The sequence below is a fragment of the Deltaproteobacteria bacterium genome, assembly GCA_022340465.1.
Taxonomy (GTDB): Bacteria; Desulfobacterota; Desulfobacteria; order Desulfobacterales; family B30-G6; genus JAJDNW01.
In genome coordinates, this window is the sequence record JAJDNW010000071.1 from 1 (window position 1) to 15,469 (window position 15,469).

Consider the following 15,469-nt stretch of genomic DNA (forward strand, 5'->3'; position numbering starts at 1 on the left):
AGAAGGAAATCGATTGCAACCCTATGTAATAAGACACAATATGTTGATTTTCAGTATAATGGCCCGGTTGTTGCTATATTTCATGACGAACGTTTTGTATCTTGAAATGTACCACAACAAGGGGGGGATCACATGCGAAAATTCGTCATATTTATGCTGATTATGGGTTTGGTTGGTTCCGCCGGTGCGGCGGAGGTCACGTATCACTTTACCGCCAATATTGACAAATACACAGACAGCACCGGCCTGTTCGAGGAACTGGGCTACAGCGGCGACATGATCATAGAGGGTACGATCAGCTACGACCCGGAAGCCGTGGCGACATACTCTTATGTGTCTCAGGCAGGGGACAAGGGCATGGCTTTATATTATGATCAAGGCTATGTCACGTTCAGTCATCAGGTGTATGAGTGGCTGGGAGACAGCGAAAAATTATGGTACATCGAAACCTACGCATCCGGAAACCCGGATGAATCTCCCCCTCCTTATTCCTATCCCTATCACACGATAAAGATAAAGACATCCCAGGCCAGCCTGAATGAAATCGTAGGTGTTTCCGAAGTCGCACAGGTGGTCTACCTTGTATACAATGGATGGAATATGACCATGCCGGCCGAGCTGACTTTGGGTATCGATGGGAAATATTTTCTCAGCATTAAAAGGCAGATCATGTCCGAATCAGGTGTGATTGATGAGATTTCATCAGACCTGACTGCCACGATTACGTCCATCATGGATGCGGAGGAATATGCTGCTAGCAAGGAAGAGGTGGTCAACAGCGATGAAACAGATAACCCGGCGCAAAAAGCCCTGGAAAACCAGGAGAGGTGCCACAAATATACGGTGTTGAAAAAGCGGATCGAAAAAGCGATCGAGAAACTTGACGACGGCAATATTAGCAACTACAAGGCCGCCCGACGGGAGCTTGAGGTCTACCGCCGCCAGGCGGAAAAGTGGGAAAGCCAGGATAAGATCAGTGCGGAAGAATGTGAAAATCCTATAGCTTTTATTCCTAATAATATAACCGTCAGCAGTGCAGCCAAGGGGAAAAAGAAAAAATAACCAATTCCTAAAATTTAAAACGCTCAGTGCGTTACAATGCAAAGAGGGCTGGAGTAGCATCCAGCCCCTTTTGCATTGGTTCCAAGGAGGTTAAAAGATGAAAATATGGGATGTCTTACGGCCGGCCGGTCAGGCCACCGATAAAACCGGTATCGATTCCGCCTGGTTTTCCAGGTGCAGGGCATCCGCTATGTAATCGATGTTGTTTTTCAGGGCCATTTTTCTGTGAGGCCCCATGGAATCGCCTGCCGCAAACGATTCGGCCATAGTGAGGAGCAGCTTGATCCGCTGGAAAAGGATGTGATCCAGGCGCAACCGCAAGCCGTCTCCGCCTGCCCCGGCAAGGTGCGTTTTGTAGCCCTCCCACCCGGTCATGGCCTCTGAAAGCCGGGCGGCGTTGTTGATCACGGCGGCCGCCCGGTATTCGCCGAGCTGGTAATCCTTCAAGAAAGCTTTGGACATGACAACCAACAGCTGAAGGCGGGAAAAGAATATGTCCGATGCCTGCAATTTTCTCATTTTCGCTGGATGCGACCCAAGACGTTTCACGGAACGGGTTTCTCCTTTGGTTGAGGTCATACTGTTTTTTGCTGTGTCCCCTAATCTAAAGCAATAACCGGGCCAAAATGACTTATATATATTTATAAAATAATTACAAATAGTTATAAAGTTTTAAGGTTGTTTACAAAGAAAAAAGTGGAAATAGTATCATCGAGATTTGTGTAATTAATTACATAATTCCAGTGTGTGTGTATTTTATTCCAGTATTTAAGGCCTGGTCCTCCGGGTCAGGTCAGAGCCATTAGGCTTGGCCATAAACAAATACTCTGTAATACTGTAATGCTGGCGTGTTGGCGTATTGGAATATTGGTTTCGACGGCAGCCGGGCTATGGCCTTAAAAAAAGCCATTCGCTACCCATCAGCCATTAAGCCACCACGCCATTGGTTGCTCTATTGAACACGTCAACCACCCTCGGATGCGAAAAGCATGCTAGCGATACAGCCGCGCTGTATAAAACCGTGGCGCACGATTTTATAATTGTGTTGATTTCCAAGGGCGTTTGTTATATGAACAAAGGTTAAAATCAATATTTAAAACTTTTAATTTCAATGGGTTGTGCGGAAACCACGCTGGTAGAAAGTGGCCGGGTTTCCGGAAGGTGGAAGGGGCCATGGACCGTACAGCAGAAGTAGCGCGGAAAACAAATGAGACCGTCATCGACGTGAAGCTGGATGTCGACGGCCGGGGAAAGACGGAGATTTCCACCGGGATTCCCTTTTTCGACCATATGCTTACCCTTTTCGGCGTACACGGATTTTTCGATCTGTACGTTTATGCCAAGGGAGACATCGAGGTGGATTACCATCACACCGTCGAGGACGTGGGCCTCGTGCTCGGGGATGCGTTTAACCAGGCACTGGCCGACAGAAGGGGAATCAAACGCTACGGGTATGCGGTAACCCCCATGGACGAAACCCTCGCAACGGTGGCCGTCGACCTTTCCAAGCGGCCCTTTCTGGTTTACAACCTGCCCGGATCGGTGAGCCTTTCCGGCGACCCCTTCGTCGCCCTGGCCAAGGAGTTCTTCCGCGCTTTTTCGACAAGGGGGGGGATGAATCTGCACATCAATGTCGCCTACGGTGAAAACGAGCACCACATCGTCGAGGCCATTTACAAGGCGGCTGGCAGGTCCCTGGATGCCGCCTGTCAGCTCGATCCGCGGGTTGCCGGTGTGTTGTCATCCAAGGGGTCGCTTTAACAAGTAAAAAAATACGGGTCTATAACCTAAAATAAGGCACAACGATTGCCGAGGAATAATACCGCCCCGGCCGTGAAAAACTCGGTTCAAAGCGGCCGTAATCCCGAACAGGGCGATACGTTCGAAATGATATCGTCGGTATTCAGCCCGGCACAGGTATGGTGGGATATGTTCAGGTTGTTCGGCATAACGGACGCTAAAAACCTCAAACCGTTTCACGGCCGGGGCGGCATCACCCCTCGGCCGGCAGGCTTTTACCTTGTTATTGGTTATCGATCCGAAAAAATAGGGTTCAAGGATTGCAGGCGTCAAGTGACATAGAGATGAGCAGTGCGCTTTTTCCCACTTGGACCCCTATCCCTTGGCTTTATTCGAAGGTGTTTGATTTTTTTCGTGCGTTTAAATTTTCATGTTTTCGTGATGAACCGAGATAGCGAGCGCATTCCCTGCAGCTTGCTGCAGGGTAAGTGAGCGAATCATAATTGATAGCATTCCTTACGGTGAAGACTCCCCTTAAGCTTGCTGCGGGGAGTGTTCAATAGCTTGATGGGGAAAATGAAATGGACGTCATTCCTGCCGTCGATATCAAGGGCGGAAAATGCGTACGGCTGGAGCAGGGCCGCATGGATGCCGAAACCGTCTTTTCCGAGGACCCCGTGGCCATGGCGCGGCAATGGGCGGCGGCCGGTGCGAGGATCATCCATATCATCGATCTGGACGGCGCCGTCATGAAGCGTCCTAAAAATCTGGCCCTCGTCAAAGAGATTGTCGCCTCGGTGGAGACGAAGATTCAGATCGGCGGCGGTATCCGCACAAGGGACACCATAGCGATGTACCTGGAGGCCGGGGCCGAACGGGTCATAATCGGTACGGAAGCCATCCGGAACCCGTCTCTGGTGGATGAGGCCTGCCGCGAATTTCCCGGACGCATCGTCGTGGGCATCGATTCCCGCAAAGGGATGGTGGCCATCGAGGGCTGGACCGAAGACACCCGGACAAAAGCCGTGGACCTGGCCCGGCGCTTTGAAAACAGCGGCGTGGCCGCCATCAATTTTACGGATATTCACCGGGACGGCATGCAGGCGGGCCCCAATATCGACGAAACCCGCAAAATGGCCGAAGCGGTGTCTATTCCGATCATTGCTTCGGGCGGTGTCGCCACCATCGAAGACATTAAGAACCTCATGCCCCTCGAACCCCTGGGCGTAACCGGGGTGATTACCGGCAAGGCCCTTTACAGCGGGAGCCTCGATCTGAAGGAGGCCATCGCCCTGGCAACCAAGGGGGGGTGATCTTTTTTCCGAATGCGGCGGGCGAGACTTGCCGGCACCGGCAAAGGTGAGCCGGCCGGCACTGTCGCCGGTCGCCGCTCAGGCACCTTGACAATCAGGAAGCCATTGTTAATTTAACAGGTTAGACGCACGTATGCAGTGAAACCTTCCATAGCGGTTCCGACGTTCGGTCACATCACAGGCGAGGGTGCTTTTATTGGCGAATTTCATTTCCGAAGACAAGATAGAAGCGGTCAAAAATGCGGCGGACATTGTGGAAGTGGTATCGGAATATGTATCGCTGAAAAAAACCGGCCGGAATTACAGCGGCCTCTGCCCTTTCCACTCCGAGAAAACCCCCTCTTTCACCGTCAGCCCCGAAAAGCAGATCTTCCACTGTTTTGGGTGCAACACGGGCGGAAACGTTTTCAGCTTTCTGATGAAACAGGATGGGCTTTCTTTCCCCGAGGCCGTGCGATTTCTGGCAAAGCGCTACGGCATCGATCTGCCGGCGGCGAAGATGTCCGGAAGGATGCGGCAGCAGATCAGTGAGCGGGAGCAGTTGATCAGGATCAACCGCATGGCCCTTGATTTCTTCCATCGCAAACTCTGCGGGGACCGGCAAGGCCAAAAGGCGCTGGATTATCTTAAGGGGCGCGGCATTACGAAAAAGGTGGTGGATGAGTTCAAACTGGGGTACGCGCCCCGATCATGGGATGCGCTGCTCAACTTCCTCCGTGGCAGGCGGGTGCCCGTCGACATGATAGAAAAATCCGGTTTGATCATAGCGCGTAAAGACAAAACGGGTTTCTATGACCGCTTCAGGGACCGCATTATTTTTCCCATCGTCAACATGAGCATGCAGACGGTGGGGTTCGGGGGCAGGGTGATGGACGATAGCCTGCCCAAATACCTGAATTCGCCGGAAACACCGGTTTACAACAAGAGACGGCTGCTCTACGGTCTTCAGGCCGCCAGGAAAAAGTGCAGGGAAAACAATATCCTGTATATTGTGGAAGGCTATTTCGATCAGCTTGCCCTATACCAGAAAGGGATCCAGAACGTCGCGGCAACCCTGGGTACGGCGCTTACGCCTGAGCACATTCACATGATGAAGGGCTTCGTTAAACAGGCGGTGCTGATATTCGACTCGGACGAAGCCGGTGTCAAAGCCTCCGAGCGCAGCGTGGGCATGTTCATTCGTGAGGGGGTGCAGGCACGCATCGCCATGCTGCCCGAAGGACATGATCCGGATTCCTTCGTTTCCGAAAAGGGGCCCGGGGCTTTCTACAAGCTGGCGGAAAACGCCATGGAAGTGATGTCGTTTCTGATGCGGGTTGCCGAAACCAAACACGGGTTGTCGGTTAACGGAAAGTTGAGGATACTTGACGATCTGTGCCCGGCGATGGCTTCCATCACGGATGCCAACGCGCGGCAGCTCTATGCCAGGGAGCTGTCCGAGTGGCTGGGTATCGACGAGAAGGCCGTGCTCGAAAAAATCAGGAACAGCCTCGCCGCAGCCGAAAGGGAGGGGCGGCTCGCCGGGCGTCGTGCCGCGAAACTGAGAGACGACGGCGGCACCCGTTCCAGCCGCGGGGGCGAACCATCCACAAAGGTGTTTGCGAACCGGTTGGAAAGGCAGGTGGTGGCCATGATGCTTCAATATCCCGCCATGCTGTCCGAAATCGAAGCATCGGGCGTCTTGGACTATTTTATGGACGACACGCTTGCGGGTCTTGGCCGTTTTATTTTGGAACATCGACCGGAAGAAGCGAAAGGGGTGTCCAATTTAATATCAATGGTTGACGATGCTGAAAAAAGAAATATATTAGCTTCGTTATCCTTGAAGGAAGAGATGTGGAACCGGCGGGATTGCCGCAAGATTATTTCCAAATTGATCGCCAACAGCCCCAAGCGCCGTGAAATTTCCTTGAAGGAACAGATCAGCATGGCGGAAAAGGAAAACAATCCGGATCTGGTGCTCAAACTGCTCGAGGAATTGCAGAAAAAAACCATTTCAAGCAGGAATCAAATGAACGCCGTATTGCGCGAACAATGAATCCATCTCAGGAGGCCGGACTAAATGACCAAAAAAACCGAAGCGACAGCAGCTAAAACCGCTCCAGCCAAAAAGAAAACGACGGCCAAAAAGGCATCCGCCAAAAAGACAGCGGCAAAGAAAAAGACCGCCAAGGCAGCTGCCGGAAAAAAGGCGCCCAAGAAGAAGACCGTTGACAAAAAAGCTGCGCCGAAAACGGTTTCGAGCAAAAAAGAGAAAGCGACGGGAAAAGAAGCCGTCAAACCGCAAGTCCGTAAAAAGGCTACAAAGAAAAAAACCAATAAAAAGGCAGAGAAACGGTTGAAGAAGAAAAAGGAAACCACGGCAAAGGCGCCGTCGAAAAAGAAGGAAGCCGCGAAAAAAACGACCCCGGCGACAAAAAAGTCCCAAAAATCGGACAAGAAAGCAAAAGTGGAGAAAAAGACAACCAAAGCGAAAAAGGCAAAGACGCCCAAAAAAGCGTCGTCGAAGCAGTTTCCAGACAAGAAAGCGTTCAAAAAGCTGATCGGCGAAGGCAAGAAACAGGGCTTCCTGACCTATGATCAGATTTATGCTTTTCTGCCCGAGGACCAGCAAACGGCAGAACGCTTCGATGATACGATCATGCTCCTGGATGACCTGGGCATCAAGGTTGTAGACAGCGACAAGCCGGTCAAGGCGCCTCAAAAAGCCGAAGGCAAGGGAAAAAAGTCACTCACATCCGACAAGGCGCTTCCCGATTTTGGAACGGTTACCGACCCCGTTAAAATGTATCTGCGGGAAATGGGACTGGTCACCCTTCTGAGCCGTGAGGGTGAAGTGGTGATCGCTAAAAAAATCGAGGCCGGCGAGCAGGATGTCCTGAAATCCCTCCTGGAAACCAAATTAGGGGTGGCGTTTATCCTCAAACTCGGTGACCACATAAAGATGGGAGAATTGAGGCCCAAGCATGTGCTGCGGGATGTGGACGAAGGGGACAACTACATCGACGAAGTTGTGCAGATGGAAAGTTTCACCGGCACGACGGAAGAAATTGCCCGAATCCATGAGGAAAACCGCCAACTGCGGGAGAAACTGCTTCTCAACGGGCCCGCATCCAATGATCAGCGCAAGATCAGGCGGTCCATAGCCCGCAGGAACAACAAGATTTTTCAGATGCTGAAAAACTGGCGTTTCGAAGCCATCGTCGTCGACAAAATAGAAGGGGATGTCAGGAAGCTAAACGATTATTACGAGACCATGAACAAGCTGCTGGTGGCAACCTGTGACGCAGCCGGTATTTCCCTGAAAGACCTTCGCGAGCATCTGACCAACAAGACCAGCTTCGCAAAATGGGCCAAAAAGCGGATCAACCTGACCAGGGATGAGTTGGGCGTACTTTATGGCGAGTTGTCGCGCATCCTGGAGGATGTGGCCAAGACAGAGGAAGACACAAAAACCAACAGCCGCATTCTCAAACGCATTATCGCCAATGTGGATGAAGGCCGGAAAAGGGCAAAACTGGCTAAGAGCGAGCTCATCAAGGCAAATTTGCGCCTGGTGGTCAGCATTGCCAAGAAATACACCAACAGGGGGCTTCAGTTTCTCGACCTGATCCAGGAGGGCAACATCGGCCTGATGAAGGCGGTCGACAAGTTCGAGTACCGCAGGGGGTATAAATTCAGCACCTATGCCACCTGGTGGATTCGACAGGCCATCACGCGGGCCATCGCCGATCAGGCCAGGACCATTCGTATTCCCGTGCACATGATCGAGACCATCAACAAGCTCATACGGACATCGCGCTACCTGGTCCAGGAACTGGGTCGGGAACCGAAGCCGGAAGAGATTGCCGAAAAAATGGAAATTCCACTGGAGAAGGTTCGCAAGGTGCTCAAAATCGCCAGGGAACCCATCTCCCTGGAAACGCCCATAGGGGAGGAGGAGGACAGCCATCTGGGCGATTTTATCGAGGACAAGAAATTCGTTCTGCCATCGGATGCGGCCGTGAACCTGAATCTCGCGGAGCAGACGCGTAAAGTACTGGCGACACTGACGCCGCGCGAAGAGAAGGTGCTGCGGATGCGGTTCGGCATCGGTGAACGGGCGGATCACACCCTTGAGGAGGTGGGCCAGGACTTCACGGTCACCAGGGAACGCATACGCCAGATCGAAGCCAAGGCCCTGCGCAAGCTCAGGCATCCCACGCGAAGCCGCAAGCTCAAAAGTTTTATAGAAAATTGACAGCTTCTACTTGACAAGTATCGGTTCAGCAGGTAGATATGCAAATTTTACAGGTATTTGGCATGATTCTATCTGTTTTGGGGGCCCATAGCTCAGTTGGCAGAGCCACCGGCTCATAACCGGTAGGTCCCTGGTTCGAAACCAGGTGGGCCCACCAACTAAAACCCGGGTTGGGCTCGGGGTAAGCCCGGCTCAATGGGGAAAGCATAAAACGGAAGTGAGCTGAGATCAGGATGGAGATAAAGCGTTGACGAAAGCTCCGACAGTGACCGGGAAACGGCGCCGGGGAATTCCGTCCCGAGGGAGGGGGGGATGGCGCCCACGTTTTATGGAGGGGGACTTGAAAAGGACATGGGTCTCATTGGAGGCTGCGTGAGGATGGAGATTTTTCTAAACGCAGGTGGGAAGCGATTCTAGCGCGGTCGGGCAACATGACCGCGTTTTTTTATCCGCAAGGAGGACACAAACGGGGGGCGAACGAAAATGACATGGCGGGTTGGAGACATTATCGGGATTGTCGAGGAAATCGCCCCGCCTGAACTGGCGGAAGCCTGGGACAATGTCGGCCTGCAGGTCGGCAGCAGGGACTGGCCGGTGAGACGCTTGTGGGTTGCCCTGGATCCGCTGCCGCAGGTTGTCGATGCGGCCTGTGGTGCAAGCGTCGATCTTTTGATCACCCACCATCCGCTGATATTCAAACCGCTGACCTCTGTCGACTGCACCACACCCACGGGGGGGATTATTTGGACCTCTCTCGAGCATCGCATGAGCGTGTTTTCCGCGCACACCAATCTGGATGCGGTGACCCATGGCGTAAACGACACCCTGGCGAGGCGGATCGGGCTTCGCAACCTCCAGGCTCTTGTGCCGGAAGACAGAGGGGATAGCGGCGCGGCATCCGGTGCCGGTCTTGACGAACAGGCGGCTGCCCAGGGGTTGGGCAGGATCGGCGACCTGCCCCGAAAATCGACGCTTGTGTCGCTGGCTGCGGAGGTAAAGGCCGGTCTCGGCAAGGCTGGCGTTGCCATGGCCGGTGACCCCGACCTCCCCGTCGAAAAGGTGGCGCTTTGTTCGGGGAGCGGAGCCTCCCTGCTGGACCGTTTTCTGGCCTCGGATGCCCAGGTATATATTTCAGGGGACCTGCGCTATCATGATGCCCGCGAGGTCGAAAACGCGGGCAAGGGGCTGTTGGACATCGGGCACTTTGCATCGGAGCACCTGATTGTGGCGGTTCTTGCAGATCGATTGCGTAAGGCCCTTACGAATGTTGGCGCCCCCGTCACGGTAGAGGCGTGTCGGCTCGAAACGGACCCGTTCGTAATCATTTAGAGCGCCCGGCGGGGTAGCGATTTTAAAAATGACAGACAAGGAAAACGGGGAGCGCAGTGGAAGAAAACATTGATTTAAGACGACAGACAAAAATTCTTGTGAGACTTCAGGCCATCGATTCGGATAAAAAGCGGATCAAGACCATGCTGTCGGCGGTGGATGAAAAGATAGGGCACCTCGATGCCGAGCTGGAACAATCCCGGGAACTGTTGGAAAAGAGCGAGAACGAACTGGGGGCGCTGCGAAAAGAGTACCGTGACCTCGAGGCGGAACTCAGCTTGTACAATCCCAGGATCGAAAAAAGCAAAGAAAAACTCCGGGCGGTAAAAACCAACAAAGAGTATCAGTCGCTGCTAAAGGAGATAGAGGAGTTGAAAAAAAGCAGCTCTTCCATGGAAGACGGCATGCTCGATTGCCTCGAGAGGATCGAGGCTTCCGAGGCTTCGTCCAAGCGATTGGAAGCAGATTACCGGGTCCTGGAGGATCGGATAGAAGGTGAAAAAAAAAAGGTGAGCAAAGAATCAGAGACCGGCATCCGTCAACTGGGGGAACTTGAAGCGGAATGGAGCAAAGTGGCTGCCGAGTTGGAACCGGAGATACTGAAAACATTTGAAAAAGTAAAGGGCAAATCCCGCGGGGTTACCATTGCCCCCGTAATCGGCGCCGTATGCCAGGCATGCAATATGAACATTCCTCCCCAGTTGTTCAATGAACTGCAGCGCTTTGACACCCTTAAATTCTGCCCGAGCTGTCAGCGGATCATATACTGGGAAGACCTTTCGTGAACAGGCCTTCCCCGAACCCGATTTTAGAACGCTGTGCCTTGGGCCATATGCTGTTTTCGGTCGGAGCAGTCCAAACGATCGCTGGGCGGCGCCTGCCGCCTGGAGGAAAGTCCGAACACCACAGGGCAGGATGCTCCATAACGTGGAGTCGCGGCAACGTGAAGGAAAGTGCAACAGAAAGGATACCGCCCCGGCGTGCGGCGACGCATGCCGGGGTAAGGGTGAAACGGTGCGGTAAGAGCGCACCAGTTCCCCGGGTGACCGGGGAAGCTAGGTAAACCCCATCCGGTGCAAGACCAAATAGGGGAGTGCTCGAGGATGGCCCGTCCGAGCTCCCGGGTAGGTCGCAAGAGATTCCGGGCAACCGGAATCCATTAGATGAATGATCGTTGCCCTGAAAAGGGGTAACCCTTTGCGGGGAACAGAATTCGGCTTACGGACTGCTTCGACCGATTCCAACGTTTAAATTAGCCTGATGCTGTGAACTCGGCTGGCAACCGAGCGTCGCGTGCAACGTGGGAGAAACATATTTTTTCGGGTCTGTAATCCAAAATAAGGCACAACGATTGTCGGGGAATAATACCGCCCCGGCCGGCAGGCTTTTACCTTGTTATTGGTTATAGGTCCGTATTTTTTTCTGAGTTCTAATGGAATAACAAAAGGATCTGGTACTGTGGAACCCTTCACGCAAGTACTTTCATTTCTGGAAAAGGCGTGCATATTTTCTTCCGACTACCTCAGGTGCTGCACATATATATCCAACCGTGATGTGGAAAGCGATTACTTCACTAAAAAGTTGTACTCCAAACTGATCGGCACCTCTCAGGTATTGGAAGATTTTCTGGATTTTCATGGCGCGAAAAACAGCCACGAGTGGTATTTTTACAGGGAGTTGACAGCCGCGGTCCGTCACCTCAGCCTGGGCGCCTACTCCCAGAAACACATATCCAATCGCTTGGTGTTTTACGACCTTCCCGATTCCGAAGAGTTTCGCTATGACGGCTATGCGACCGTCAAGTTTTTAACGGAATCGCTCATGAAACTGGCGCCCGTCATTCTCGACGAAGCCAGGCGTCTGAATATTGTCATCCCGGAGGCCACCTTCACTCATATGGATTTTCCCGGGACCAGCACGGCGGATATACTGCCATACGATATTGACGATGAGGCCAAGGACCTTCAGGCAAAGAATATCGTTAAAATCGCCAGTGAATTTTTAAGGATTGCAAAAACATTCGGCGAACTGGAATTTTACGAACCCCTGGACCTTGAGGGCATCCTGGCAATTGTGCCGCAAAGGGTCAATGAGGTGGAAATTCGGCGTTTCGAGATGCTGGTTCACAACCTGCAGTCGTCCTTCGACACGTACGTTATTCACGGGGGGTACCGGTTCGGTAATCGCAAGCTGAAACAGCTGCGCAGCTATTTTTCGGTCGTGTTTCACCTTTTGCAGATGATCGGAAGGCTGCTGCACTTCTATGAGCGCCATCTTCACGAGGCCGGCTACAAGAACATTTATAAAAAGGGTCGTGAAAGGCTGGCAGCCCTGGTAGACCCCGAAGTTCTTCTGGACAGGACCATCAATTACGGCCTTTACTACGTGTGCCGTTTCATTGCCAAGGGAAAGGATCTTGCCAGAGAAATCTTGAACGAGAATATCGAGAGGCAGTCTATAACGGTAGGTATCCCTATCACGCTGGGATTTCACAGCCGACCGAGCCTGCTCGTGGCGAAAATCGTCCAGCATTATGGCGGAGAGGTCGAACTGTGCGTGGGCGAAGATCGTTTCGACGCCAGCAGCGTGCTGGACATTCAGTGGGCCGGGGGCAAAATCCAAAAAGAGCAGATCAACGAGGTGGTGTTCGAGGGCGACAGCCGGGCGCTGGCCGACATTCAGATCCTTGCGGGGGTGAACTACGGAGAGGATTCCATGGGCAAGGGGGTGCCCCTTCCCACGGAACTCAAATATTTGCGATAGACCTTCCGGCGAAGATATTACTCTCAAGTATAGGTTTTGCCAACCATGATAAATTGATGCGCATGCGGTCCATAAGGGGCATGGGTTCGGGGAGGCCGTCCGCCGATGGCAGTTGGTGCAGTAAAAAATTTGACCGTGTGGGCCATCATCGTGGGAGCGGGGAAGGGGACCAGGATGAAAAGTTCCACCCCCAAGCAGTTCCTAAGCCTGAAGAACCGGCCGATTGTGGGCCATACCCTGAAGGCGCTCGACGCCTGTGACGGGATCGACGCCATTTGTCTGGTGACGGCGGCCGGTGAGGTGGATTTCTGCAAAAAAGAGCTGCTACCCACCCTCGATTTATCCAAACCCGTGCAGGTGCTGACCGGGGGAAGGAGCAGGCAGGACTCTGTTTACAGGGGACTGGCGGCGGTGGCGCATACGGCCGACATCGTGGTAATCCATGACGGGGTGCGGCCATTTGTAGAGCCTGCCCAGATAGAAGCCTGTATCGTACAGGCCCGTGAAAGCGGTGCCTGCATGCTGGCCCTGCCTGTGGGCGACACCTTGAAACGAGTCAATGCCGACGGCGTGGTCGAAACAACCGTATCGCGGGAAAACGTGTGGCAGGCCCAAACGCCCCAGGTTTTCAAATACCACCTCATCAAAAAGGCCCATGACGCCGCCGCCGGTGATGGTTTTGAGGGCACCGACGACGCCTCACTGGTGGAACGTATCGGGGGAAGGGTCGCGGTTGTCAGGGGCAGTGTCAGGAATATCAAGATTACCTATCCGGAAGACCTGGCTTTGGCAGAGGCCCTGCTGGGGAGGTGATTCCCGGCTGCAAACAAGGACCCGACGCCGTTGTCGAGTTGACAAAACCGATTCTTTTGGCAGTCCTACCGCTTCGTAATTCCCTTCAGATCAAACGTTAGGAACTTAAACCGAAGGTTTCAGATTCTCGATACCCTCGATTTTTATTATCCTCTTTGCTTTTTCATGCCCCAGATCCGCGGCGGAAATAAAATCGATTCCCGACTTCGCATAATTTTGAATTTTATAATAAACCACGGCGCGATTGTAATGGGCCAGTGCATAGGTGGGGTATAGAGAAATGATGGCGGTGTATAATTCGAGCGCATCCTGATAGTGTCGCTTATGATACAACGTACAGCCCAGTTTCATCAGGCCGGTGAGATAGGTTTCATTTTTTCGCATAACGCGCACTATCTTTCTGTTGATCGCATTTGCCGTGCTATATGCATCAATTAGGCTGTTGATGTATACAAATACTAAAAAACCGCTGATAAGCGTGTTGATAAAAAAATAAACGATTCGTCTGTTTTCGTCTGTTGGAGCCAGATCCCCTGTCAGTGAAAGTGAAAAAAATAGAGCGGCGCACACCGATGCTGTCAGGAGTATATAGATGATTCCTCTTTCGATTTCTCTAAGATATACTTGACCGAAACCGGGAAATAAAATCGATAAGCCTGCAGCGAGAAGTGGTTTCTTTATCAGATGCTTATTGTCTATATTTATGTTTCTTTTAATTTTAAAGAATTTTCTGGAAAAGATGATGAGAAAAAATATAAATAGAAGCGACAGAGAAATAATAACAAAAGCCAGCATTAAAAAATAAATGCTGTCGTCCGGGCTGCCGCCATTCAACGGTTTGGGGTAGTCATATATTTTTCCGACATTCGCCATTTTTCCCACCGCACGTCTTGGATGTCAAATCCGGCGTTTCCTTAAAAAATGAATTTACGCCAGCGCTGCAAAGGCCTGAGAGCCTTAGAATTATAGTGTTTCTCAGAATAACGTTCCGTGTGCCCTAAGCGGGCGGAGGGTTTCTTTTTCAAAGCACCATATCAAACCAAGGCATACCCCGTGCCCGCCGGATTGTTGATGAAAAAATTTAGATTTTTTATAAAATCAGCTAGTGGAAACATCATCAATCCGGCAGGCCCCTACGACAGCCGTGCAGAATATTGATGATATGGTGCTTTGAAAAAGAACCTTCCCACCTCCCAATCCGATGTTGAAACGGAACATATATATGGCAAATGCTCTATCGCACAACCCTTTCCAACAGGGTGGCGAGCTTGTCGGAGTCGTGACGGACGATTCCGCCACCCGTTTCCAGCAGGTCGCCGGCATATACGCGTCGCTCTTTCCAGAAATCGAGACGCTTGTCGATTTCCACGAAGCGTGCATTCTGCTGGCTATAGCGTTGAAGGATGTCGTCGCCGGGCTTGCGCGTGTTGTAAATAAAGCCATCCAGTCTGCGCCCTATGGCGTCTTCCATGCGGGCGGCAAAATCCTGGGCGGTAAAATGGTGGGTTTCCCCGAATTTGGTCATGATGTTGACCACGAATAAGATTTTGGCCCGGGTGACCCGCAAGGCCTTTTTAACGCCGGGGACGATGAGGTTAGGGAGGATGCTGGTGAAGAGATCTCCGGGGCCGACAATGATAAAGTCGCCATCCCGAATAGCTTCCAGCACCGGAGGAAAGACCGATACCCTGTCGCTGTGATGCGGTACCAGATACACATTTCTGATGCTTTCGCGCTGGTTGTCACTGGGTATGTCGATGGCTTTCTCCCCGAAAATCCGGGAACCGTCGGTCAACTCCGCCACCAGGGTCGCCCGGTCGATGGTGACCGGCAGTATGGTTCCGCGGGCATCGAGTATCTCGGCCAGGGCATCGATGCCTGCCGGGAAACTGCCGGTATACCGGGACAGCATGGTCAACAGCATATTGCCGGCATTGTGCCCCAGGAGACGCCGGTCCCTGGTAAACCGTTTCAACAGAATACGCCGGGCCATCTCATCGTAGGGGGAAAGCGCCAGGATGCATTTGAGTACATCGCCCGGCGGCAGGGTCCCCAACTCGTCCCGCAATCTGCCCGTGCTGCCGCCGGAATCGACCATGGCCACGATGGCGGTAATATCGATGCCAGGAAGGTGACGGAGGCCCGACAGCAGGGCAAACTGCCCGCTGCCGCCACCGATGGTGACGATTTTTTTTGTGTCCGTCATAAT

The 15,469-nt window shown here is 52.5% G+C and carries 12 protein-coding genes, 1 tRNA gene and 1 other RNA gene; 11 read left to right on the top strand and 3 right to left on the bottom strand.

Going from position 1 to position 15,469, the window contains the following annotated elements:
• Positions 1 to 132: 132 nt before the first annotated feature.
• On the top strand, positions 133 to 1,062 hold the full coding sequence (locus LJE94_11060; GenBank protein MCG6910648.1) for a hypothetical protein: 930 nt from the start codon (positions 133 to 135) through the stop codon (positions 1,060 to 1,062).
• A gap of 129 nt (positions 1,063 to 1,191) precedes the next feature.
• On the opposite strand, the gene LJE94_11065 is transcribed toward LJE94_11060, so the two are convergent.
• Complete coding sequence (locus tag LJE94_11065) at positions 1,192 to 1,581, bottom strand: hypothetical protein (GenBank protein ID MCG6910649.1); 390 nt, start codon at positions 1,579 to 1,581, stop codon at positions 1,192 to 1,194.
• A gap of 654 nt (positions 1,582 to 2,235) precedes the next feature.
• Here LJE94_11065 and hisB point away from each other — a divergent pair.
• The 10 genes from hisB to ispD all read left to right on the top strand — a co-directional run bounded on the left by hisB (position 2,236) and on the right by ispD (position 13,260).
• Complete coding sequence (hisB, locus tag LJE94_11070; protein ID MCG6910650.1) at positions 2,236 to 2,823, top strand: imidazoleglycerol-phosphate dehydratase HisB; 588 nt, start codon at positions 2,236 to 2,238, stop codon at positions 2,821 to 2,823.
• A gap of 560 nt (positions 2,824 to 3,383) precedes the next feature.
• On the top strand, positions 3,384 to 4,115 hold the full coding sequence (hisA, locus tag LJE94_11075) for a 1-(5-phosphoribosyl)-5-[(5-phosphoribosylamino)methylideneamino]imidazole-4-carboxamide isomerase (GenBank protein ID MCG6910651.1): 732 nt from the start codon (positions 3,384 to 3,386) through the stop codon (positions 4,113 to 4,115).
• 196 nt (positions 4,116 to 4,311) lie between these two features.
• Complete coding sequence (gene dnaG / locus LJE94_11080) at positions 4,312 to 6,153, top strand: DNA primase (GenBank protein ID MCG6910652.1); 1,842 nt, start codon at positions 4,312 to 4,314, stop codon at positions 6,151 to 6,153.
• 24 nt (positions 6,154 to 6,177) lie between these two features.
• The gene (gene rpoD, locus LJE94_11085; protein ID MCG6910653.1) at positions 6,178 to 8,355 is read left to right on the top strand and encodes an RNA polymerase sigma factor RpoD; all 2,178 of its coding nucleotides are present in this window, start codon (positions 6,178 to 6,180) and stop codon (positions 8,353 to 8,355) included.
• Between the two features lie 81 nt (positions 8,356 to 8,436).
• Positions 8,437 to 8,512 (top strand) — tRNA-Ile (locus tag LJE94_11090).
• Between the two features lie 326 nt (positions 8,513 to 8,838).
• Positions 8,839 to 9,684, top strand: coding sequence for a Nif3-like dinuclear metal center hexameric protein (locus LJE94_11095; GenBank protein ID MCG6910654.1), 846 nt, complete (start codon positions 8,839 to 8,841; stop codon positions 9,682 to 9,684).
• A gap of 56 nt (positions 9,685 to 9,740) precedes the next feature.
• Entirely contained in the window at positions 9,741 to 10,469 is a 729-nt protein-coding gene (locus tag LJE94_11100; GenBank protein ID MCG6910655.1) for a C4-type zinc ribbon domain-containing protein, read from the top strand.
• 62 nt (positions 10,470 to 10,531) lie between these two features.
• Positions 10,532 to 10,920: RNase P RNA component class A (rnpB, locus tag LJE94_11105), an RNA gene on the top strand.
• A 222-nt stretch (positions 10,921 to 11,142) separates the two neighbouring features.
• Complete coding sequence (locus LJE94_11110) at positions 11,143 to 12,447, top strand: HPr family phosphocarrier protein (protein ID MCG6910656.1); 1,305 nt, start codon at positions 11,143 to 11,145, stop codon at positions 12,445 to 12,447.
• Between the two features lie 105 nt (positions 12,448 to 12,552).
• Positions 12,553 to 13,260 (top strand): 2-C-methyl-D-erythritol 4-phosphate cytidylyltransferase, encoded by a 708-nt coding sequence (ispD, locus tag LJE94_11115; GenBank protein ID MCG6910657.1) that lies wholly within the window; start codon positions 12,553 to 12,555, stop codon positions 13,258 to 13,260.
• Positions 13,261 to 13,365: 105 nt separating this feature from the next.
• Here the strand turns inward: ispD and LJE94_11120 are convergent, their stop codons facing one another.
• Together LJE94_11120 and yvcK are read right to left on the bottom strand one after the other, a co-directional pair.
• Positions 13,366 to 14,133, bottom strand: coding sequence for a tetratricopeptide repeat protein (locus LJE94_11120; GenBank protein ID MCG6910658.1), 768 nt, complete (start codon positions 14,131 to 14,133; stop codon positions 13,366 to 13,368).
• 361 nt (positions 14,134 to 14,494) lie between these two features.
• A complete protein-coding gene (gene yvcK, locus LJE94_11125; GenBank protein ID MCG6910659.1) occupies positions 14,495 to 15,466 on the bottom strand; it encodes a uridine diphosphate-N-acetylglucosamine-binding protein YvcK in 972 nt (323 codons plus the stop codon).
• Positions 15,467 to 15,469: the final 3 nt, after the last annotated feature.